The organism is Ottowia sp. oral taxon 894 (assembly GCF_001262075.1).
GTDB classification, from domain to species: Bacteria; Pseudomonadota; Gammaproteobacteria; order Burkholderiales; family Burkholderiaceae_C; genus Ottowia; species Ottowia massiliensis.
Window position 1 is genome coordinate 747659 of record NZ_CP012073.1, and the last position, 19946, is coordinate 767604.

The 19946-nt window shown below is 68.5% G+C and carries 17 protein-coding genes; 9 read left to right on the forward strand and 8 right to left on the reverse strand.

From position 1 onward, the window contains the following. Positions 1-122: 122 nt before the first annotated feature. Both ADJ79_RS03170 and ADJ79_RS03175 read left to right on the forward strand, forming a co-directional pair. Positions 123-2324: a TonB-dependent receptor gene (locus ADJ79_RS03170; protein ID WP_082202862.1), complete on the forward strand. Its 2202-nt coding sequence runs from the start codon at positions 123-125 to the stop codon at positions 2322-2324. Between the two features lie 242 nt (positions 2325-2566). Then, the gene (locus ADJ79_RS03175) at positions 2567-3940 is read left to right on the forward strand and encodes an MFS transporter (protein ID WP_156303996.1); all 1374 of its coding nucleotides are present in this window, start codon (positions 2567-2569) and stop codon (positions 3938-3940) included. Between the two features lie 180 nt (positions 3941-4120). Here the strand turns inward: ADJ79_RS03175 and ADJ79_RS03180 are convergent, their stop codons facing one another. From ADJ79_RS03180 to argA, 5 genes are all read right to left on the reverse strand, one after another. Further along, on the reverse strand, positions 4121-4987 hold the full coding sequence (locus tag ADJ79_RS03180) for a bifunctional 5,10-methylenetetrahydrofolate dehydrogenase/5,10-methenyltetrahydrofolate cyclohydrolase (protein ID WP_050714753.1): 867 nt from the start codon (positions 4985-4987) through the stop codon (positions 4121-4123). 45 nt (positions 4988-5032) lie between these two features. Further along, positions 5033-5665 carry a response regulator transcription factor gene (locus ADJ79_RS03185; protein ID WP_050714754.1) on the reverse strand — a complete coding sequence of 211 codons (633 nt, stop codon included), beginning with the start codon at positions 5663-5665 and terminating at the stop codon, positions 5033-5035. Between the two features lie 4 nt (positions 5666-5669). Further along, positions 5670-8150 (reverse strand): PAS domain S-box protein, encoded by a 2481-nt coding sequence (locus ADJ79_RS03190; protein ID WP_082202875.1) that lies wholly within the window; start codon positions 8148-8150, stop codon positions 5670-5672. A 355-nt stretch (positions 8151-8505) separates the two neighbouring features. After that, the gene (locus tag ADJ79_RS03195; protein ID WP_253273856.1) at positions 8506-9330 is read right to left on the reverse strand and encodes a UDP-2,3-diacylglucosamine diphosphatase; all 825 of its coding nucleotides are present in this window, start codon (positions 9328-9330) and stop codon (positions 8506-8508) included. Between the two features lie 82 nt (positions 9331-9412). Then, the gene (gene argA / locus ADJ79_RS03200) at positions 9413-10762 is read right to left on the reverse strand and encodes an amino-acid N-acetyltransferase (RefSeq protein ID WP_050714756.1); all 1350 of its coding nucleotides are present in this window, start codon (positions 10760-10762) and stop codon (positions 9413-9415) included. On the opposite strand from argA, the gene ADJ79_RS13940 reads away from it, so the two are divergent. Together ADJ79_RS13940 and ADJ79_RS03205 are read left to right on the forward strand one after the other, a co-directional pair. Then, the gene (locus tag ADJ79_RS13940; RefSeq protein WP_156303997.1) at positions 10761-11012 is read left to right on the forward strand and encodes a hypothetical protein; all 252 of its coding nucleotides are present in this window, start codon (positions 10761-10763) and stop codon (positions 11010-11012) included. The two genes, argA and ADJ79_RS13940, sit on opposite strands and share 2 nt — an antisense overlap. Positions 11013-11060: 48 nt before the next feature. Then, entirely contained in the window at positions 11061-11918 is an 858-nt protein-coding gene (locus ADJ79_RS03205; protein ID WP_050714757.1) for an EamA family transporter, read from the forward strand. A 206-nt stretch (positions 11919-12124) separates the two neighbouring features. Here ADJ79_RS03205 and pdxH read toward each other — a convergent pair whose 3' ends face one another. After that, the gene (gene pdxH, locus ADJ79_RS03210) at positions 12125-12763 is read right to left on the reverse strand and encodes a pyridoxamine 5'-phosphate oxidase (RefSeq protein ID WP_050714758.1); all 639 of its coding nucleotides are present in this window, start codon (positions 12761-12763) and stop codon (positions 12125-12127) included. 239 nt (positions 12764-13002) lie between these two features. On the opposite strand from pdxH, the gene ADJ79_RS03215 reads away from it, so the two are divergent. The 3 genes from ADJ79_RS03215 (at position 13003) to hemW (ending at position 15574) form a co-directional block, all read left to right on the forward strand. Continuing rightward, positions 13003-13512, forward strand: a complete 510-nt coding sequence (locus tag ADJ79_RS03215) for an OmpA family protein (RefSeq protein ID WP_082203353.1) — start codon at positions 13003-13005, stop codon at positions 13510-13512. A 206-nt stretch (positions 13513-13718) separates the two neighbouring features. Next, the gene (rdgB, locus tag ADJ79_RS03220; RefSeq protein WP_050714759.1) at positions 13719-14321 is read left to right on the forward strand and encodes an RdgB/HAM1 family non-canonical purine NTP pyrophosphatase; all 603 of its coding nucleotides are present in this window, start codon (positions 13719-13721) and stop codon (positions 14319-14321) included. Then, positions 14318-15574 (forward strand): radical SAM family heme chaperone HemW, encoded by a 1257-nt coding sequence (gene hemW, locus ADJ79_RS03225; protein WP_082202877.1) that lies wholly within the window; start codon positions 14318-14320, stop codon positions 15572-15574. Before rdgB ends, hemW begins: the two co-directional genes overlap by 4 nt. A gap of 149 nt (positions 15575-15723) precedes the next feature. Here the strand turns inward: hemW and ADJ79_RS03230 are convergent, their stop codons facing one another. Beyond that, positions 15724-16122 (reverse strand): cupin domain-containing protein, encoded by a 399-nt coding sequence (locus ADJ79_RS03230; RefSeq protein WP_050714760.1) that lies wholly within the window; start codon positions 16120-16122, stop codon positions 15724-15726. Between the two features lie 273 nt (positions 16123-16395). Between ADJ79_RS03230 and ADJ79_RS03235 the strand changes: the two genes are divergently transcribed. Both ADJ79_RS03235 and thiL read left to right on the forward strand, forming a co-directional pair. Next, positions 16396-17460 carry a nitronate monooxygenase family protein gene (locus ADJ79_RS03235; protein WP_050716371.1) on the forward strand — a complete coding sequence of 355 codons (1065 nt, stop codon included), beginning with the start codon at positions 16396-16398 and terminating at the stop codon, positions 17458-17460. 34 nt (positions 17461-17494) lie between these two features. After that, complete coding sequence (thiL, locus tag ADJ79_RS03240) at positions 17495-18607, forward strand: thiamine-phosphate kinase (RefSeq protein ID WP_050714761.1); 1113 nt, start codon at positions 17495-17497, stop codon at positions 18605-18607. A 205-nt stretch (positions 18608-18812) separates the two neighbouring features. Here the strand turns inward: thiL and ADJ79_RS03245 are convergent, their stop codons facing one another. Then, the gene (locus ADJ79_RS03245) at positions 18813-19871 is read right to left on the reverse strand and encodes an NAD(P)H-dependent glycerol-3-phosphate dehydrogenase (protein WP_050714762.1); all 1059 of its coding nucleotides are present in this window, start codon (positions 19869-19871) and stop codon (positions 18813-18815) included. Between the last annotated feature and the right edge of the window lie 75 nt (positions 19872-19946).

The window sequence follows — 19946 nt, forward strand, 5'->3', positions numbered from 1 at the left end:
TGCAAAAAATTCCCGGAACCGCGTGCGGCGGCTGAAAACCGCCGGTTTTCGCAGGGGCGCTGGCCAATGATTTTGATTGACAGGAACTCTCAACAAAATTTCATTTGCCAAGGAGACTTCGGATGCGCGCACAAGCACCCTGCATCTGGCGGCGCGGCGGGGCCGCCCCTTTTCTTGTTTCAGCTTGCGCGGCGGCGTGCCTGCTGCTGGCTGGCGCGCCAGCTGGCGGCGCGGAAAGCGGCGCGTATCACCGCCCGGATCGCAACCCGGATAGCAATCCGGATGGCGCTTTGGCCAGCGGCGGCCATGCCGCCAGCGAAAACGCCTTGCCGGAAGTGGTGATTACATCGTCCAAGCGGGCGCAGCCGCTGGCGCGCTTCAATGGCGGGGCGGCGGTGGCGAGTGAGCAGGCTTTGCGCGATGCGGGCGCGGGCGGCACGCTGGCGCTGGACAAGGCGCTGCCGGGGCTTTACACGGGGTACGGGGCCAATGTGATGTTTCCCATCTTCACCGTGCGGGGCATGACTTCGGCGCAAGACTTCTACAACCCCGCGCTGACGGTGTATGTGGATGGCGTGCCGCAGCTGCCCGTGATGGCGGCGCAGTCGCTGGCGGGCGCGGCGCGCGTGGAGCTGCTCAAGGGGCCGCAAGGCACGCTGTATGGCCAGAGCGCGCTGGGCGGCGTGCTGAACGTGAGCACGCGCACGCCGGGCGATGCGCCCTATTTTTCGCTGCTGGCGGGCCTGTCCAGCCGTGGCGGGCATGTGGCGCAAGCCGAGGCGGCGGGGCCGCTGTCGCCGGGGCTGCTGTATGGCTCGGCCATGGTCAGCAAGCGCAGCGCGCCGGGCGATGTGAGCAGCGCCGCGCTGGCGCAAAGCCACTTGGGCGGCGCGCGAGACGGCTTGGGGCGCTTTCGTCTGCGCCTGGCCCCGCAAGGCCAGCCCTGGGAGGCCAGCGCGTGGGCCGCGCGCGAATGCACGAGCGGCCCGCAAGATGTGTATGTGCCCTTTGCCGACATCCGCCCCCGCCAGGCCTATGCCGACGCGCGCGTGGCCGCGCCCTGGCGCTTTTTTCACATGCGCCGCTGCGCCAACAGCGTGGCTGCACAGGGCCAGCGCGATTGGGGCAACCCAGGCAACGGCTGGCGGCTGACGGCCACCGCCAGCAGCCAGCGCCTGCATTTCGAGCGGGGCTTTCCCATTGGCCCCTATCACTCCAGCCAGCCGGAGCAATGGCAGCAGAACACGCAGGAAGTGCGCCTGTCCACGCTGGGCGGCGAAGCGGGCGATGGAGCGGGGCGCACGCGCCCGTGGGACGCCGTTTTCGGCCTGTTCCGCCAGCGCGCGCAGCAGCAGCGCGCCAGCCAGTTCACGATGGCCACGGTGCCCGCTTCCATGCCCGCCACGCGCTCGGGCAACGACCGCCAGTCGCTGGCCGCCTATGGCGATGTCTCATGGCGCCTCACGCCCCGGCTGGACGCAGGCGCGGGCGTGCGCCTCTCGCGCGACGAAAGCCGCACGCGCTTTGCAGGCGGCGCAGGCGCATCGGCCTTCGCGGGCGCGGCGCGGCAGGCGCAAAACACCTGGCAGGCCCGCCTGGCCGCCGGCTGGCAGTTCAGCCCGCAGTGGCGCGGCTACGTGAATGTGGCGCAGGGCTACAAACCGGCCGGCTACAACCTCGCTCCGTCCAACCCGCTGGATACGCAAGGCTTCAGGCGCGAGCGCGCCCTCAGCTACGAAGCCGGCGTGCGCCTGAGCACGCCGCGCGTGCAGGCCAGCTTTGCCATCTACCGCATCCGCACGCGCGACGTGCAGCTGTACACCAGCGAAATCGGCCAGCAGGTGCTGCGCAACGTGGGCCACGCCCGCTCCAGCGGCGTGGAAGCGCAGGCGCAATGGGCGCTGTCGCCACGCTGGCAGCTGGGCGCGGGCGGCTTCGTCAATCGCGCCACCTACACCGCCTACTACGCCGCAGGCTGCACCGCTTGCGCGGGCAAGCGCGTGCCCCACACGCCCCGCGCGGGGCTGAACGCCACCCTCACGGGCCGCTTCCAGGCGGGCCGCCATGTGCTGCGCCCGCAAATTGCCGCGCGCTACGTGGGCGCGCACTGGTTTGACGACGCCAACACCCTGCGCCAGGGCGGCTACACGCTGCTGGACGCCTCCCTGGCCTGGCAGGCCGCGCCCGCCGTGCAAGTGCGCGCCTGGGTCAGCAACCTCACGGGCAAAACCGTGCGCAACTACGGCTTCACCTTTGGCGGCTTGCCGCTGGCGCAGCTGGCCGCCGGCCGCGCGGCGGGGGTGTCGGTGGAATTCATGTACTGAGCGGGCGGCCCGCTGCCAGCCGCACGGCGAAGGCGGCGGAACTCATGCGCTCAACAGCGGGCCAGCGGGTCACGGGGCGCGCCAGATTTGCTCCTTTTCCAATAGCGCGCACTCCCCGTGGAAACTGCGGCAGACGGCTTTTTGCGCCCGCCGGATTAGCTCCTGTTTTTGATGCATCCAGCGCCCGGCCGGGGCGCGCAAGCGGCGCTCCGAATCCTTTTTTGAAAGTGCAAGCCAAGACCATGCCCACACACATTCCATTGCATCTGCTGCTGCCTGCCATTGCGGGCATCTACATCAGCCAGACGCTGCTGACGGCCATGACCACGCAGGCGCTGCCCGCACTGCTGCGCGAAGCGGGCGCCTCCCTGCAAGCCGTGGGCCTGGCGGCGCTGTGGTGGCTGCCCTGGGGGCTGAAATTCGTCTGGGCGCCGTGGGTGGAGCGCCTGCGGCTGCCGCCGGGGCGGCGCGAGCGGCGCTCCCGCCCGCTGCTGCTGGGCACGCAATGGGCGCTGGCGCTGCTTTTGCTGGCGATGGGCGCAGCGGGCCTGGCCAGCGAAGGCCGCGCGCTCACGCTGGCAGGCGGCGCATGGGCGCTGGCGCTTCTCATGCTGGCAGCGCTGGTGTCATCGGCAGGCGACGTGGCCTGTGACGGCTTTGCCATCGACCAGCTCGCTAGCCGCCAGCGCGGCTGGGGCAACGTGGCGCAAGTGGGCGGCGGCTACGTGGGCGCCATGCTGGGCGGCGGCGGCTTTCTGCTGGCGGCGCAAGCCGTGGGATGGCCGCTGGCGCTGGCGGGCGCGGCGGGCGTGATGGCGCTGCTTTCGCTGCCCCTGCTGGCCGTGCGCGAGCCGCCCAGGCCAGAGGCGGCATGCGCAGCGAATGCGGCAGATGCGGCGGCAGGCCCTTCAGCGAAAACAGACGGCGGGCCAGCCGCCCACCGGCCCGGCCTGCTGCACGCGCTGCGCAGGCCCGCCGTGCAGCAGGGCCTGTGGCGCGTGGCGCTGTGCATGGCCGGGCTGCGGCTGGCCATGGGCCTGCCCGGCCCCCTGCTGCTGGATGCGGGCATGAAGCTGGAGCGGCTGGGCTGGGTGCTGGGCGCATTCAGCCTGCTGGCGGGGCTGGCGGGCGCGCTGGCGGGCGGCTGGCTCACGCGTCTGGCTCCCGGCTGGCGCGCAGCGCAACTGGCGCTGGCGGCACTGGCCGCCGTGCTGGCGGGGCTGACCGCCACGGCCGTGGCCGCCGTGCCATCTGCCATGCCTGCTGCCGTGCCCGCTGCTTTACCCGCCAGCCTGGCCGTGACGGCGCTGACCGTCTTCACGGGGCTGCTCTTTGCCACTGCCGGGTGCCTGTGGGTGGCGCTGTATTCGGCGCTGATGGAGGCTGCCTCGCCCTTGCAGCCGGGTGTGGATTTCACCCTGTTTCAGAGCGCCGACGCACTGATTGCCGCCACCGGCGGCCTGGCTGCCGGCTGGCTGGCCCAGCGCATGGGCTACGGCGCGTGCCTGGCCAGCGCGGCCTTGCTGTGCGCAGGCGGCGCGTGGGCGCTGGCGGGCCGCGAAAGCGGAGCCAGCCCGCCCCGCAGGCCCGAAGGCGGACGCGGCAGATGCGCATGAAACCGGCGAGCCTGTGGGGGCTGGACTGGCCCTGGAATCTCAAAAAACAGGAGCAAATTGAATGGCCAGAAATGCGGCTCGGCGCCCATTCCACTAAGACATATTGCTATTGATTGAGGAGCAAGACAGTACAGCCTGCTCCTTCCGTTTGCAGCGGTCTTTTGCCCGGCCTGGGGCGGTTCAGCGGCTGGCGCTCTGGCTGGCGCGCTCCGCCGCTTCGATGGTGTTGACCAGCAGCATGGCGCGCGTCATGGGGCCGACGCCGCCGGGCACGGGGGTGATCCAGCTGGCGACTTGCCGGACGCCTTCAAAGTCCACATCGCCGCAGAGCTTGCCGTTTTCGTCGCGGTTCATGCCGACGTCGATGACGACGGCGCCGGGCTTGACCATGTCGGCGGTGAGCACCTTGCGCTGGCCGGCGGCGGCCACGATCACATCGGCCTGGCGGGTGAAGGCGGCCAGGCTGGCCGTGCCGCTGTGGCAGACGGTGACGGTGGCGTTGGCGGCCAGCAGCATGAGGGCCATGGGCTTGCCGACGATGTTGCTGCGGCCTATGACGACGGCGTTTTTGCCGCGCATGTCATTCATGCCGATGCTTTGCAGCATCTTCATGCAGCCATAAGGGGTGCAGGGGCGAAAGCCGGGCTGGCCGGTCATGAGCGCGCCGGCGCTGGCGATGTGAAAGCCGTCCACGTCTTTTTCCGGGGCGATGGCTTCGATGACGCGGCTGGCGTTCAGGTGCGCGGGCAGGGGCAGCTGCACCAGGATGCCGTGCACGCCGGCATCGGCATTGAGCGCGGCGATGCGCTCCAGCAGCGCGCTTTCGGGCAGGCTGGCCGGGTAGCGCTCGAGCGTGGCTTTCAGGCCGGTTTGCTCGCTGTCGGCCGCTTTGCTTTTCACATAGACCTGGCTGGCAGGGTTGTCGCCTACGAGGATGATGGCCAGGTGCGGCTGGATGCCGCGCGCCTTGAGGGCGGCGGTGCGGCCGGCGACTTCGGCGCGGATTTGGGCGGCAAGGGCATTGCCGTCGATGAGTTGGGCGGTCATGGGAAGGCGGGGGGAAGGGTTGCGAAGGAGGGTGCAGGCGGGTTCTCAGCGCTCCTGGCTGGGGGCGTCGGCGCCCAGCGCCACTTTGAGCAGGTCGGCCACGGTGTTGGCGTGCAGTTTTTCCATGATGTTGGCGCGGTGCGCTTCCACGGTTTTGATGCTGATGCCCAAATCGTCGGCTATTTGCTTGTTCAGGCGGCCCGCGACGATGCGTTCGAGCACTTGCGCCTCGCGGCCCGTGAGCCGCGCCAGCATGGCTTCGCGGTTGGCGGCCTGGGCGTGCTGGGCGAAGGAGGCGCGGGCCTGTTCCAGCAGGCGTTCGACCAGGGGCAGCAGCTGCTCTTCGGAAAAGGGCTTTTGCACGAAGTCCAGCGCGCCTTTTTTCATGGCGTCCACGGCCAGGGCGATGTCGGCGTGGCCGGTGATGATGGCCACGGGCAGGGGCGAGTGGCTTTCGGCCAGTTTGTCCTGCAATTCCAGGCCGCTCATGCCGTCCATGCGCACGTCAGCCAGCAGGCAGGCTACTTCGCGGGGGTCGTAACGTTTGAGAAAGGCTTCGGCTGATTCAAAGCAGCGGGCGCGGTAGCCCTTGCCTTCCAGCAGCCATTGAACGGAGTCGCGCACGGCGTCATCGTCATCCACCACATAAACGACGCCTTTGGGGGGAATCAGGCTCATGGGATCAGGTTTCTTCAGGGTTGAGGGGTCGCGCCTGCGCTGGCGCGGCGGCCGCAGCGGCCGGTATCCAGAAGGAAAAACGGCATCCCACGGTTTGTCCGCCATTGTAGAGATTGACCGCACGCAAACGGCCCTGGTGCGCCTCGATGATGGAGCGGCACAGGTTCAGCCCGATGCCCATGCCTTCGCGCTTGGTGGAAAAGAAGGCTTCATAAAGGCGCTCTTGCACGCCCGGCGGCAGCCCGCAGCCGGTGTCTTCCACGGCAAATTGCACGGCGCTTTGGTCTTCAATCAGGATGAGGCTGGCCAGCAAGGTGATGCGCCGCTCATCGGGCGGGCGCTGCGCGGCCTCTATGGATTCGGCGGCGTTGCGGATGAGGTTCAGCAGCACCTGCCCGATGAGGATGGGGTCGGCCAGCACTTGCGGCAGATTCGGGGCCACGTTGCTGCCCAGGCGCACCTGGCGGCGGCGCGCTTCCACCTCGGCCAGCTCCAGCACCGGCTCGATGATGGCGGCCACCGTGCCCAACTGCATCTTCGGGTCGCTGCGCTTGACGAAGTTGCGGATGTGTTGAATGACCTGCCCCGCCCGCTGCGCCTGCCGCGCCGTCTTGCGCAGCGCGCCCAGCAAGTCTTCTTGCGCCAGGCCGCCCGCTTGCACGCGGGAGATGATGCCGGTGCAGTAGTTGCTGATGGCCGTGAGCGGCTGGTTGAGTTCGTGCGCCACGCTGGAGGCCATTTCGCCCATGGTGATCAGGCGGCTGGCGTCTTCGGCCAGGCGGGCCTGCTCTTCGGCCCGGGCCTCGGCTGCGCGGCGGGCCGTCACGTCGGTGGCAATCACCATTTGCGCCAGGCGGCCATCGGCCCAGGTCAGATAGCGCGAGCGCACATCCAGCCATTTGTCCAGCGGGGGCAAATAGATTTCGGCGTTGTCGGGGCGCATTTTTTCGCCGCTATCGCCAGGGGCCGTGCGCAGCGAGCTGGCGCTGATCACCATGCCCAGGTGGCCCTGCGTGGTGTCGCCAAACCACCGGCGGTAGCGCTTGTTGGCGAACAAAAGCTCCTTGCTGCCCAGCGGCGCCACCGAGACGGAAGCCTCCAGCGACTCCAGCACCAGCGTGAAGCGCTCGCGCGCCGCCGCCAGCTCGGCGCGCACGCGGTTGGGTTCCGAAATATCGGTCATCGACGCCACCCAGCCGCTGTGCTGCCCATGCCCGTCCATCAGCGGCGCGATGTACAGCCGCGCATCAAACAGCTCGCCGCTCTTGCGCCGCACGCGAATCTGGCGGCTCGCCGCCTGTGCGCGGCCCGCCAGCTCGTCAGCCAGCACGCGCATCAGCGTTTGATGCTCCTGCTCGGGCCAGTAGGAATAAGGCGGCATCTGGCCCACCAGCTCGGCCTCGCTCCAGCCCGTCATCCGGCAAAAGGCCGGATTCACATACGTGATGCGCCCGTGCAAATCCAGCGCGCGCATGCCGGTGCGCATGGAGTTTTCCATGGCGCGGCGAAAGCTTGTTTCCGCCGTCAGCGCCGCCTGCGCCTGCTGCCGCCAGCGCACGAAACGCCAGTTCACCACCAGCATCCACACCGTCATGGCCGACAGCGCCGCTGCCAGCCAGAACAGCGCCCGCCCCACCACGCCCTCGGGCGCACGCCACACCTGCGCTTGCAGCGTCAGCGCCCCCCCGGCCCAGGGCAGCGCCAGCGGCAGGCTCCGCGCCTGTGAGCGGCGGGCCGCCCAGGGCCAGCCTTCATCCGCCTGCGGGCGGCCGCCGGCGGATGCCAGCCCCGCCAGCACGCCGCCTGTTTCATCCAGCAGGCTGAAGGCGTATTTCTCCTGTAGCCGCTGCGGCAGGCCGTGGTGCAGGAGCTGGCTGGCGTCATACACGATCAGCAAGGCCCCTTCCAGCCGCCCTTCGTTCATCAACGGCACATAAACCCGCAGGCTGCCCGCCTTGCCAGCCCCCGCTGGCAGGGGCACGGCATACGGCGCGCCATGCATCTGGCCTGCCTGGCCCAGTTCATTGGCGTCTTCGGAATCGTCAGCGCCTTCGCTTTGCAGCCCGGCAAACCCGGCCGCGCTGCCTTCGGGCGGCAGGCGCGCCACGGTTCGCCCCTGCGCATCAAGCCAGCGCATATCGCGCATTTCCGGCCAGCGCCCAGCCAGCGCCCGCGCGCTTTGCGCGAACTGCGCCGCGCCCATGTTGCCGCCGCTTACGGCGCGTGCCAGCCGCTCCAGCTCCCCCGCCTGCTCCTGCAAGTGCAAACGCAACTGCTGCTGGCTGAACTCCAGGTCATGCCGCGCCGCCGCCAGCTCGCGCTGAGCGTCTTGCGCGCTCAGATACCAAAACGCCGCCGCAATCGTGGCCAAAAACAGCAGCACCGCCGCCAGCGGCGCAATGGCCGCCAGGCGCTCTTGGCCCAGCAAGCGCTTCCACCGGTCAGTCCAAGGCGCTTGCGGCGCCAAAAAAGGATTGCTTCGCATGGACGGGCAGTGTAGGGCGCGAGGCCCGGCAAGCGCCCTATCTGCCGCCAGGCTCAAGCCAGCGCCTTGCCTACGCGCCGGATGCGGGCAGTCCTGGGGAACGCTTCAGTCAAAGCTGGCGTGAATTCATAACCACTGAATCGCCTCTGCGCAACGGGCCCGGCCAGGCGAAAGAACTGCCTGCGAGGCCGTTTCTCGCTCCTGAAAATAGAGCATGATGTCCTAGTGAAACGTGCGCAAATGCCGTTTTATTGGCCTTTCAATTTGCTATTGCTTTTGATGAATAAGGCCCTGTGCAGCCAAAGAAGCAGCGGGCTGGCGGAAAGAGAGGGGCTGGAAGGCGCGGGGCTGGTTTTCAGGCCTCGGGCGTCAGGGCGGCTTGCGGGCTGATGCGGGCGGGGGGCTGGCCGGGCCGCAGGCGCAGAACTTCGGCACGCGGCGCGGGGGCGTCCAGACACCAGTCAGAGAGGACGACGCGGCTCAGCCCCGCGCCCAGCGTGTGGCTGGCCGGGCGGTGCGTGTGGCCGTGAATGAGCACGGGCGCGCGCGCGGCGGCGAGCAGGGCGCGGGCGGCGTCGGCATCGACATCAGCCCACTGATTCATTGCCTGCTGGCGGGCGCTGCTTTGGCCGCGCATGTGGCGCGCGATGGCCTGCCGCTCGGCCAGGGGGCGGGCCAGAAACTGCCGCTGCCAGGCGGGCTGGCGCACTTGCTGGCGAAACTGCTGGTAGGGCGCGTCATCCAGGCACAGGGCGTCGCCGTGCGAGAGGAGCCAGCGCTGGCCGCCAAAAATGAGCGTGAGGGGGTCGGGCAAATCCTGTACGCCGCAGGCGGCCAGAAAGGCGGGGCCGACGAGAAAGTCGCGGTTGCCGCGCATGAAGTGCACGGGGCGGCGGGCAGCGGCGGCGCGCAGTGTGGCGGCGCACTGGGCTTCAAGGCCGGGCTGGCGGGCGGCGTCGTCGCCCACCCAGGCTTCAAACAGGTCGCCCAGAATGAAGACGGCGCTGGCTGCCGTGCCCAGCATGTAGCGCTGCCAGGCGGCCACGGTGGCGGGTTCAGCAGGGTTCAGGTGCAGATCGGCAATGAAGTCCACGGCCTGCCACGCGGGCGGGGCCGCGAGTTGCGCGATGGCGGCGGGCGGGGCGAAGGCGTGCGGCATGGCAGGCGGCGGGGCGGACATGAAAAGGCGGGACGTTTGCGGGGCGTTTACCAGCCAGATGGGCCGCAAGCCCCCGTGGAATCAGCGCAGGCCGCTATGGTTTTCATAGTTGCTTGACCAGCACCTGGCTTTTGCGGTCCCAGTTGTATTTGCGGATGCGCGCTTCGGGCAGCCAGTCGGGCGGCACCTGCCGGAAACCGCGCTTGATGAACCAGTGCATGGTGCGCGTGGTCAGCACAAAAATGCTGCCCAGCCCGATTTCCCTGGCCCGCTGCTCGATGCGGCGCAGCAGCTTTTCGCCGTCGCCCTGGCCCTGGCTTTGCGGCGAGACAGTGACAGCGGCCATTTCGCCCGTTTTCGCCTCGGGGTAGGGGTAGAGCGCCGCGCAGGCGAAGATCACGCCGTCGTGCTCGACGATGGAATAGTTGCCAATGTCGCGCTCGATTTCGGTGCGGCTGCGCTTGACGAGCGTGCCGTCCTGCTCGAAAGGCTCGATCAGCCGCAGGATGCCTGCCACGTCATCGGCCGTGGCCTCGCGCAGGCTTTCCAGCTTTTCATCGACCACCATCGTGCCGATGCCGTCGTGCACGTAAATTTCCAGCAGCAGCGCGCCGTCCACGGCAAAGGGCAGGATGTGGCTGCGCTCGACGCCGTGCTCGCAGGCGGTGATGCAGCGGCTGAGGTAGTAGCCCGTGTCCAGCGGCGTTTCAGGCCGGGGCAGGCGCGCGACGATGCGGCGCGCTTCGGCCAGCGGAATTTCGGTATCCACCGGGTTGCCCTCGCTCACCGGCTCCTCGGGGCGTATGGCCACGCCGGGTTTTTGCGTCAGAAAAATGAGCTTGTCAGCCTGCAAACTGGTGGCCACGCGCGTGGCCACTTCTTCCATGGTCAGGTTGAACGCCTCGCCCGTGGGCGAAAAGCCAAAGGGCGAGAGCAGCACCAGCGCGCCCGCGTCCAGCGAGCGGGTGATGCCCGCCACGTCCACCTTGCGCACCAGGCCGGTGTGCCTGAAATCCACCCCGTCGATGATGCCCACGGGCCGCGCCGTGATGAAGTTGCCCGAAATCACGCGCACCGTGGCGCCCGCCATGGGCGTGTTGGGCAGCCCCTGGCTGAAAGCGGCCTCGATTTCGTAGCGCAGCTGCCCCGCCGCCTCCTGCGCGCAATCGAGCGCCACCGGATCGGTCACGCGCATGCCGTGCGAAAACTGCGCCTCATGCCCCTTGGCTGCCAGCTGCTCGGTCAATTGCGGGCGAAAGCCATGCACCAGCACGATGCGCACGCCCATGCTCTGAATCAGCGCCAAATCGGTCACGATGCCGCCCAGCTTGCCCGCCGCAATGGCCTCGCCCTCCACGCCCACCACAAACGTCTTGCCCCGGTGCATGTGAATGTAGGGCGCCACGGCGCGAAACCACGGGACAAAAGCAGGATTGAATGCGGCGGAAGACATGGCAGCCAGCGTCGTGCGAGAAAAAAAGAAGGCGCAAATTATGCGGCGGCCCGCGCAGGTTTTTCCGCATGGCCGGGCACGGGAAAAAGAGATTGATTCAGCGCGCGCTGCACGTTTATTGCGCGTTCATTGCATTTTCACCGGATATTCATTCATGGTTTTGTACCAGCGCAGCGTTTCGCGATGGCAGTGGATATATTCCGGCGAATCGCATTTGGTTTTCACTTTTGGAAACCGGCTTTCGGGCTGAATCCCCGCTGAAAAACGCCGCTTCCGCCTATTCTCTGAACAGATTCTCATGGCCCATTCCCGCACCGCAGCCATTTTCACCACCGCCTGCGCTCCCCTGATATGGGGCAGCACCTACCTGGTCACCACCGAATTTCTGCCGCCGGACCGGCCATTGACCGCAGCGCTGCTGCGCGTGCTGCCTGCGGGCCTGTTGCTGCTGATGTACGCACGCGTGCTGCCCAGGCGCAGCGAATGGGGCACGGTGATTTTGCTGGGCATTCTCAATATCGGCTTTTTCCAGGCCATGCTGTTTGTGGCCGCTTACCGGCTGCCGGGCGGTCTGGCGGCTGTGCTCAGTTCCACGCAAACCCTGATGGTTTTATTGCTGACGTGGCTGATTGGCAAAACCATGCCGCCCAAAGCGGCCTGGTTATGGGCGGCGGCAGGCGTTGCGGGCATTGCGCTCATGGTGCTTTCGCCGCAAGCCCGTTATGACGCCTGGGGAATCGCTGCTGCCCTGTCGGGCGCGGCCTCCATGAGCCTGGGCGTGTATTTGTCAAAACACCGCAAAACCAGCCTGCCGGTGCTGGCATTCGCTGGCTGGCAATTGCTGATTGGCGGCCTGTGCCTGCTGCCCGCCGCGCTTTTGGCGGAGCCGCCCCTGCCGGCATTGACGCTGGCCAACATTGGCGGCTACCTCTATCTCTGTCTATTTGGCGCAGTGCTGGCTTATGTGCTGTTTTTCAGCGGGCTTGCCCGATTGCCGCCTGCCGTGGTGTCGTCGCTGGGGCTGCTCAGCCCGGTATGCGCGTTCGCGCTGGGCTGGCTGTTTCTGGGGCAAGGCATGGATGGCAAATCGCTGCTGGGCTTTGCGCTGGCGCTGCTTTCGATTGATGGCGTGCAGCGGGCGGCGTCAAAAAAATGAAAGGCTCCGCCCAGTCTCTTGCGGCGAATCCTGATTTTTTGCGCCGCGCAGGCCATGAGCAGGTTCAGCGGCGGCCGGGAAAACATCAAAAAGAGAAGCAAATATGGAGGCCTGAAAAGGGCTTCTGCGCCCATTTCACTAGGACCTCATGCTATTGGTAAAGGAGCAAAATTCAGCCGCCCATGCCTGGCACTTTGAACCGGTTCTCAAGGCGAGAGCCGCTCGCGGATCCACTGGCCGCTTTCGAGCCGGTAGCGCAGGCGGTCGTGCAGGCGGCTTTTGCGGCCTTGCCAGAACTCCCAGCAGTCTGGCTCCAGGCGGTAGCCGCCCCAGTGCGGCGGGCGGGGCGGGTCCAGCATGAAGCGCGCGGCGTATTTGGCGGCTTCGGCCACGAGCCAGGCGCGGCCCGGGATGGGCTGGCTTTGCGGGCTGGCCCAGGCGCCGATGCGGTGGTCCAGCGGGCGGCTGGCAAAGTAGGCGTCGCTTTCGGCGTCGCCCACTTCGCGCACGCGGCCTTCGATGCGCACCACGCGCTCCAGCTCCACCCAGTGAAATTGCAGGGCCGCCCAAGGGTTGCCCGCCAGCTCGCGGCCCTTGCGGCTTTGGCGGTTGGTGTACCAGACGATGCCGCGCTCGTCGAAATCCTTGATGAGCACCACGCGCGTGCTGGGGCGCAAGTCGCTGCCCACGGTGGCCAGCGTCATGGCGTTGGCCTCGGGCACGCTGCTTTTGCGGGCTTCGTCAAACCAGCGGGCAAATTGGCGCAAGGGATCGGCTTCACTGGCCGATTCATTCAGCTCGGCGCGCTCATAGCTTTTGCGCAGGCTGGCAATATCCTGGTTCATGAATGCAAAACCTCCATCGCGGGGCAAAGAGGGCAAAGTCTACAATTTGCGCTCTTTTGGCATTCATTTGACGGAGTACCGATTTCATGAGCACACCAGACGAGCGGGAAAAACCCATTTTGCCGATACCCATACGGCCAACGCGCCAGCCTGGCTTTGCAGACAGCCGCTCCAGCGACCGGCAGGACCGCATCGTGGCCTGGATCGTCATTTTTGGCGCTTTGGCGCTGGCCGTGCTCATGACGGCCGGCGTGCTGGCCTCTCGCGCCTGGCAGCGCGGCAAGGCCGATGCGGCCGCCCTGGGGCGCCCCGTTTTGCAGGCGCGCGTGGATGGCGCGGGCGCGGCGCCCCGGCCGGTTGAACCCCAGGCCGAACCTGCGGCCGCCGTGGTGCAAGAGACGGTTGTGATCGGCGACGGCCCCGCCGTGCAGGTGCAAGAAGGCGTGGTGAAGTTTTATTTCGCCACCGGCAAGGCCGACCTGGCCGAGGGCGCGAAAGAGGCGCTGGCCGACATCGTGCGCGGCGTGGCCGCCGGCCAGACCGCCGTGGTCAGCGGCTTTCACGATGCCACGGGCAACGCCGCCTTCAATGCCGAGCTGGCCAAAAAGCGCGCCGAGGCCGTGCGCGCCGCCTTGCTGGAGCTGGGCGTGGGCGAAGACAAGGTGACGCTGCAAAAACCCGAAGCCGCCGAGGCCAATGCCAGCGGCAGCGACGCCGCCGCCCGCCGCGTGGAGGTGCGCTTGCAATAAGGCGGCTGCAATGAGGCAGCCGCCATCCAGGCGGCATCAGCGCCTGAAAACAAAATGCCCACGGCTGGCCCGTGGGTTTTTTGTTTCTCCGCTCACACACTCCGGCCATTCAATCGCGCCTATGCGTTTTGCCGTATTTAAAGGACATTTCCGTTCCTGTCCGCCCATTCATTTCTCCGCTGATTTTCATGATTTGAAATCCAACCATGCAGAAAATCGTTCTCGCCTCCGGCAATCCCGGCAAGCTTTTTGAATTGCAGGCGCTGCTGGCGCCTTTGCAAATGACGCTGCTGCCGCTTTCCGAGCTGGGCATCGGGCAGGCCCCGGAGCCGCACCGCACCTTTGTGGAAAACGCCCTGGCCAAGGCCCGCCACGCCGCCGCCGCCAGCGGCCTGCCCGCCCTGGCTGACGACGCGGGCCTGTGCGTGCACGCCTTTGGCGGCCAGCCCGGCGTGGACACCGCCTACTACGCCACCCGCTTCGGCTACGAAAAAAGCGACGCCAACAATGTGCGCGCCCTGCTGGAGCAAATGCAGGGCGTGCAAGACCGCCGCGCCGCGATGGTCAGCACCCTCGTCGCCCTGCGCTCGGCAGACGACCCGGAGCCGCTCATCGCCACGGGCCGCGTGGCGGGCGAAATCACGCGCGAGCCAGTGGGCGATGGCGGCTTTGGCTTCGACCCCGTCATGTTCCTGCCCGAATTCGGCCAAACCTTCGCCCAGCTGCCCGCCGAAGTGAAAAACGCCCACAGCCACCGGGGCCGCGCCGCGCAGGCCATGCTGGCGCTCATGCGCGAGCGCTGGCTGTGATACCCATCCGCCCTCATCAGCCCGCCAGCGAGCCGCAGGCGCGCAACCCGCTCGATCCGCTCGCGCCCGCCGACATTCGCCACTACATGCGGCCCGGCCTGCTGCAACTGGCCGCGCTGCCGCCGCTGGCGCTGTACATCCACATTCCCTGGTGCCTCAAAAAATGCCCTTATTGCGACTTCAACTCGCACGAGCACAGCCGCCAGGGCCTGCCCGAAGGCCGCTATGTGGACGCCCTGCTGGCCGATTTGCAAACCTGCCTGCCGCTGGTGTGGGGCCGGCAGGTCATCAGCGTGTTCATGGGCGGCGGCACGCCCAGCCTGTTTTCGCCCGAAGCCATTGACCGCCTGCTGGGCGGCGTGCGCGCGCTGCTGCCGCTGGCGCCCGCTGCCGAAATCACGCTGGAGGCCAACCCCGGCACTTTCGAGCGCGAGCGCTTTGCCGCCTACCGCGCAGCGGGCGTCACGCGCCTTTCCGTCGGCGTGCAAAGCTTCAACGACCGCCACCTGCAAGCCATCGGCCGCGTGCATAGCAGCCAGCAGGCCCGCGCCGCGCTGGAAGAAGCCGCCCGCGTTTTCGAGACCTTCAACCTCGACCTCATGTACGCCCTGCCCGGCCAAACCCTGGACGAGCTGGAGGCCGACGTGCGCGCCGCCCTGGCCTGGGCGCCGCCGCACCTGTCCATCTACCACCTCAGCATCGAAGCGGGCACGCACTTCGCCAAGCGCCCCCCCGCGCTGCCCGACGAAGATACCGCCTGGGACATGCTCGACGCCCTCACGCGCCTCACGGCCGAAGCGGGCTTGCCGCGCTACGAAGTCTCGGCCTACGCCCGCAGCCCCGCCCACCAGTGCGTGCACAACCTCAACTACTGGCAGTTTGGCGACTACCTGGGCATCGGCGCGGGCGCGCACGCCAAGATCAGCTTCCCGCAGCGCGTGGTGCGCCAAAGCCGCCCCAAAAACCCCCAGCTCTACATGGAGCGCGCCCTGGCCGGCTACGCCGTGGCCGAAGAAAACGACGTGCCCCGCGCCGACCTGCCCTTTGAATACATGCTGGGCGCCTTGCGCCTGCGCGAAGGCTTTGATCTGGCCGACTACACCGCCCGCACCGGCCAGCCCATCAGCGCCATCGCCGCGCTTTTGGAGCAGGCCGCGCAAAAAGGCTGGATCGAGCGCCGGGGCAGCCACATCCGCCCCACCCCCAAAGGCTTTGATTTCCTGAGCGACTTGCAGCAGCTTTTTCTGCCATGAGGGGCGCGCTGCCCGCAAGCTGAAACAAGGGCGGAAACAAAGGCGCAGCCCACATCAAAAAGAGAGCGAATTCAAAGGGTGAAAAACGGCTTTCGCGCCCGTTCCACCAGGACCTTGCGCTATCAATCAAGGAGCGAAAAAAGCCCTCATCACGCCAGCGGCCCGCGCACGAACAGCGTGCGCAGCGGCTCGCTGCCGCTTTGGCGGCTGCGGTGGCCGTGCAGCGTTTCGTCAAACGCGGCGCCGGGCGGCAGCGTGTCGCCGGAATAAAAGCACTCGCCTGGCCCGAAGCGCCGCCATGAGCCGTCGCGCAGGCCAATCTCCATCACGCCTTGCAGCACCACCAGCCACTGCGGCTGCGTGGTGCAGTGAAAGCCGCTGGCAAAGCCCACCGGGCTTTCGCGCCACTGCACGCCGCTGGCCGCCGCCAGCGCCGAAAGCCAGACCTGCGGCGAGTCCGCCCGCAGGCTGACGGCCTGCTCTCTCCAGCGGGCGCGCCCATCCTCATCCGTGAACAGCACGGGCAGCACGATTTCCGGGGCGGTCATGTCACATCTCTCCTACGCAAAAAGGCCAAGGATGATAGAGACGGCCTCCGCCCGCCGGGCCGGGCGAGCGGATGAAGGGGCAAAGCGCCGGAGCCTTCAGTTTCGCTACTCTATCAATAGCATCATGTCTTAGTGAATACAGCGCGAAACGGCTTTTCGCATGCCCTGTTTTTGCTCCTTCTTCTGATGCGGCGCGCCCGCTGCGCCCTTCCGCCACAATGCCGCCCTTCGCTTAGCTCCGCTTGCGCCCCATTGACTGGAGAAGAAAAAGCCATGCCCGCCACACCGCTGAACACCCGGCTGAACACCCGCTACCCCCTCATTCAGGCCCCGCTGGCGGGCGCGCAAGGCAGCGCGCTGGCGCTGGCCGTCAGCCGCGCGGGCGGGCTGGGTTCGCTGCCGGCGGCGGCCCTGCCGCCAGCCAGGCTGCGTGAAGAAATGCAGGCCATGCGGGGCAGCGGCCTGCCGTGGAACGCCAACTTCTTCTGCCACGCCGCGCCGCAGCCTGACGCCCCAAGGCAGGCCGCCTGGCACGCGCTGCTCAAGCCGTATTTCGACGAGCTGGGGCTGGATGCGGCGCACATTCCATCCGGCCCGGGCCGCCAGCCGTTTGACGACGAAGCCGCCGCGCTGGTGGCCGAATTCAGGCCGCCGGTGGTGAGCTTTCACTTCGGCCTGCCTGCGCCGCAGGCGCTGGAGCGCATCAAGCGCGCGGGCGCTTTCGTGCTCTCCAGCGCCACCACGGTTGAAGAAGCGCTGTGGCTGCAAGCGCACGGGGCCGACGCCATCATCGCCCAGGGGCTGGAAGCGGGCGGCCACCGGGGGCACTTTCTGTCTGACGATCTGACGCGGCAGGCCGGCCTTTTCGCCCTGCTGCCGCAAGTGGTAGCCGCCGTGCGCGTGCCGGTGATTGCTGCGGGCGGTATTGCCACGGCGGCGGGCGTGCGCGCCGCCGTGGCGCTGGGCGCGGCGGGCGTGCAGGCGGGCACGGCCTACCTGTGCGCAGATGAGGCCGCCACTTCGCCCCTGTACCGCGCCGCCTTGCTGGCCGCCGCCGCCAGCGGGCAGGCGCACACCGCACTGACCACGCTGATGACGGGCCGCCCCGCGCGCGGCCTGCCCAACCGCCTGACGCGCGAGCTGGGGCCGCTGAACCCCGCCGCGCCCGCCTTTCCACTGGCCGCGCCCGCCGCTGCCTGGCTGCGCGCCGCTGCTGAAAAGCAGGGCCGCGCCGATTTCTCGTTCTTCTGGTGCGGCGAAAACGCCAGCGCCTGCCGCAGCGCCCCCGCAGCACACATCACGCAGACGCTGGCCGAAGGCTTCGCCGCCGCGCGCTGAAAGCCGCCTGCGCCCATTCACGCCCCTTGCCGCCATGCCTGCCGCCACGTCCGCCGCCGCGCCTGCCGCCCATGCCCCGCGCCCCTGCGGCGAATTCGACCTGATCCGCCGCTACTTCCTGCCGCCTGCGCCGCCTGCACCGTCTGGCGGCGGCGTAGAGCTGGGCATTGGCGACGACGCGGCCCTGCTCGCGCCGCAGCCGGGCATGCTGCTGGCCGTCTCCAGCGACATGCTGGTGGCGGGCCGCCATTTTTTTGAAGACGCCGACCCTGCCGCGCTGGGCCACAAGGCGCTGGCCGTGAACCTGTCAGACCTGGCGGCCATGGGCGCGCAGCCGCTGGCCTTCACGCTCGCGCTGGCGCTGCCGCAGGCCGATCACGCCTGGCTGGCCGCCTTCAGCCAGGGGCTGCTGGCGCTGGCGGGCGGGCACGGCTGCCCGCTGGTGGGCGGCGACACCACGCGCGGGCCGCTCAACGTGTGCATCACCATCTTCGGGCAAACGCCGCGCGGGCAGGCGCTCACGCGCGCGGGCGCAAGAGCCGGAGACGACATCTGGATCAGCGGCAGCCTGGGCGCAGCCCGCCTGGCGCTGCACGCCCTGCAAGGCCGGATCACCCTGCCGCCCGCCACGCTGGCCGCCGCGCGCCAGCGGCTGGAGCGCCCCGCGCCGCGCGTGGCGCTGGGCCTGGCGCTGCGCGGCGTGGCCCGCAGCGCCATCGACCTCAGCGACGGCCTGGCGGGCGATTTGCCCCACGTTCTGCAAGCCAGCAGCCAGGCGGCAGGCCAGCCGCTGGGCGCAGAGCTGGACGAGCAAGCGCTCATCGGCCTGACGGCGCCCTGGGCGCAAGAGGCACAGGAGGAGCAAGAAGCGCAGCCCGCATGCGGCAAAAGCGCGCTGGACGCGGCGGCCCGCCTGCAAGCCGCGCTGGCGGGCGGCGATGACTACGAGCTGCTATTTACCGCCGCGCCCGGCGCCCGCCAGGCCGTGCTGGCCGCCGCCGCAGCGGCGCAAACGCCCGTGGCGCGCGCAGGCCGCGTCACACGGGCCGAAGCCGCCGCGCCCGCATCCATCTTCCTGCGCGCGGCCAGCGGCGCACTGCGCCCCTTGCCCGCCGAAGCGCGCGGCTTTGACCACTTCGCGGCGTGAGCTTCGCCAGCGCCTTGCAGCCAGCCCGCAGACAGGCTCCAGCGCAGGCCGGAAAACATCAGAAACAGGAGCAAATTCAGGGGGCCGGAATACCGCTCTTGCGCATATTCCACTAGGACCTCATGCTATGGATAGAGGAGCTAAATAGAAGCCACCAATGCCTGTGCGCAAGCGCGAAAGCACAGACAGACTTTGGGGCAGACGCTCACACCGGCTCGCTGCGCGGCAGGCGGCTCATGAGGGCGGCCACCGCATCGGCCGGGCGCAGGCGGCCATCGAGCAGGGCCACCACGCACTCGGTGATGGGCATGGGCACGCCCAGCGACTGGGCGCGCTGCCAGACGGTGCGGGCGCTATAGACGCCTTCGGCCACGTGGCCCAGGGACTGCACGGCTTCGGGCAGGGACTGGCCTGCCGCCAGCCGCAGGCCGATTTGGCGGTTGCGGCTCAAATCGCCCGTGGCGGTGAGCACCAGATCGCCCAGGCCCGACAGGCCCATGAAAGTGTCGGCGCGCGCGCCCAGCGCCAGGCCCAGGCGCGTGATTTCGGCCAGCCCGCGCGTGATGAGCGCGGCGCGCGCATTCAGGCCCAGTTGCAGGCCGTCGGCCAGGCCGGTGGCGATGGCGAGCACGTTTTTGACCGCGCCGCCCACTTCCACGCCGGGCAAATCGTCATTGGCATACACGCGCAGGGCGGGGCCGTGAAAGGCTTGCACCAGCGCCTGCCGCACGCTGGCATGGGCGCTGGCGGCCACGAGGGCGGCAGGCAGGCCGCGCGCCACTTCTTGCGCGAAGCTGGGGCCGCTCAGGGCGCCGGCCCGCAAGGCGGGGGCGGCCTGGCGCTGCACTTCATGCGGCAGCAGGCCGCAGGCATCAGGCGCTCGCGGCGCTTCAAAGCCTTTGCAAAGCCAGGCTACGGGCGCAGGGCTGTGGCGCAAGGCGGCCAGCGTGCCGCGCAGGGCGGCGGTGGGGGTGGCGATGACCAGCAGATCAGGCGCGATTTCCGGCTCCGGCGCGGCTAGGGCGGAGCGCGCGGCGAGACAGGCCGCCAGATGTTCAGCCAGACAGGTGGCATCGCCCGCGCGCACTTGCAGCGCGGGCGGCAGCGCGCAGCCGGGCAGGTAGCGGACGTTTTCGCGTGCGGCTTGCATGGCGCTCGCCTGCCCGCTGCTGCGCGCCCACAGCTGCACAGCGTGGCCGCTGCGGCTGGCGCTGATGGCCAGGGCCGTGCCCCATGCGCCTGCGCCGTAGATGACGATGTTCATGACGCGCGGCCCGGCAGGTTGTGCAGCAGGCCGCACAGTGCAAACAGCTCAGGGCGCGGGCGGGCGATGGCCGGG

Bases quoted from the DNA above. Each gene is read 5' to 3' on its own strand.
- ADJ79_RS03170 (WP_082202862.1), top strand. From the start codon at position 123: ATGCGCGCACAAGCACCCTGCATCTGGCGGCGCGGCGGGGCCGCCCCT.
- ADJ79_RS03175 (WP_156303996.1), top strand. From the start codon at position 2,567: ATGCCCACACACATTCCATTGCATCTGCTGCTGCCTGCCATTGCGGGC.
- ADJ79_RS03180 (WP_050714753.1), bottom strand. From the start codon at position 4,987: ATGACCGCCCAACTCATCGACGGCAATGCCCTTGCCGCCCAAATCCGC.
- ADJ79_RS03185 (WP_050714754.1), bottom strand. From the start codon at position 5,665: ATGAGCCTGATTCCCCCCAAAGGCGTCGTTTATGTGGTGGATGACGAT.
- ADJ79_RS03190 (WP_082202875.1), bottom strand. From the start codon at position 8,150: ATGCGAAGCAATCCTTTTTTGGCGCCGCAAGCGCCTTGGACTGACCGG.
- ADJ79_RS03195 (WP_253273856.1), bottom strand. From the start codon at position 9,330: ATGTCCGCCCCGCCGCCTGCCATGCCGCACGCCTTCGCCCCGCCCGCC.
- ADJ79_RS13940 (WP_156303997.1), top strand. From the start codon at position 10,761: ATGGCAGCCAGCGTCGTGCGAGAAAAAAAGAAGGCGCAAATTATGCGG.
- argA (WP_050714756.1), bottom strand. From the start codon at position 10,762: ATGTCTTCCGCCGCATTCAATCCTGCTTTTGTCCCGTGGTTTCGCGCC.
- ADJ79_RS03205 (WP_050714757.1), top strand. From the start codon at position 11,061: ATGGCCCATTCCCGCACCGCAGCCATTTTCACCACCGCCTGCGCTCCC.
- pdxH (WP_050714758.1), bottom strand. From the start codon at position 12,763: ATGAACCAGGATATTGCCAGCCTGCGCAAAAGCTATGAGCGCGCCGAG.
- ADJ79_RS03215 (WP_082203353.1), top strand. From the start codon at position 13,003: ATGACGGCCGGCGTGCTGGCCTCTCGCGCCTGGCAGCGCGGCAAGGCC.
- rdgB (WP_050714759.1), top strand. From the start codon at position 13,719: ATGCAGAAAATCGTTCTCGCCTCCGGCAATCCCGGCAAGCTTTTTGAA.
- ADJ79_RS03230 (WP_050714760.1), bottom strand. From the start codon at position 16,122: ATGACCGCCCCGGAAATCGTGCTGCCCGTGCTGTTCACGGATGAGGAT.
- ADJ79_RS03235 (WP_050716371.1), top strand. From the start codon at position 16,396: ATGCCCGCCACACCGCTGAACACCCGGCTGAACACCCGCTACCCCCTC.
- thiL (WP_050714761.1), top strand. From the start codon at position 17,495: ATGCCTGCCGCCACGTCCGCCGCCGCGCCTGCCGCCCATGCCCCGCGC.
- ADJ79_RS03245 (WP_050714762.1), bottom strand. From the start codon at position 19,871: ATGAACATCGTCATCTACGGCGCAGGCGCATGGGGCACGGCCCTGGCC.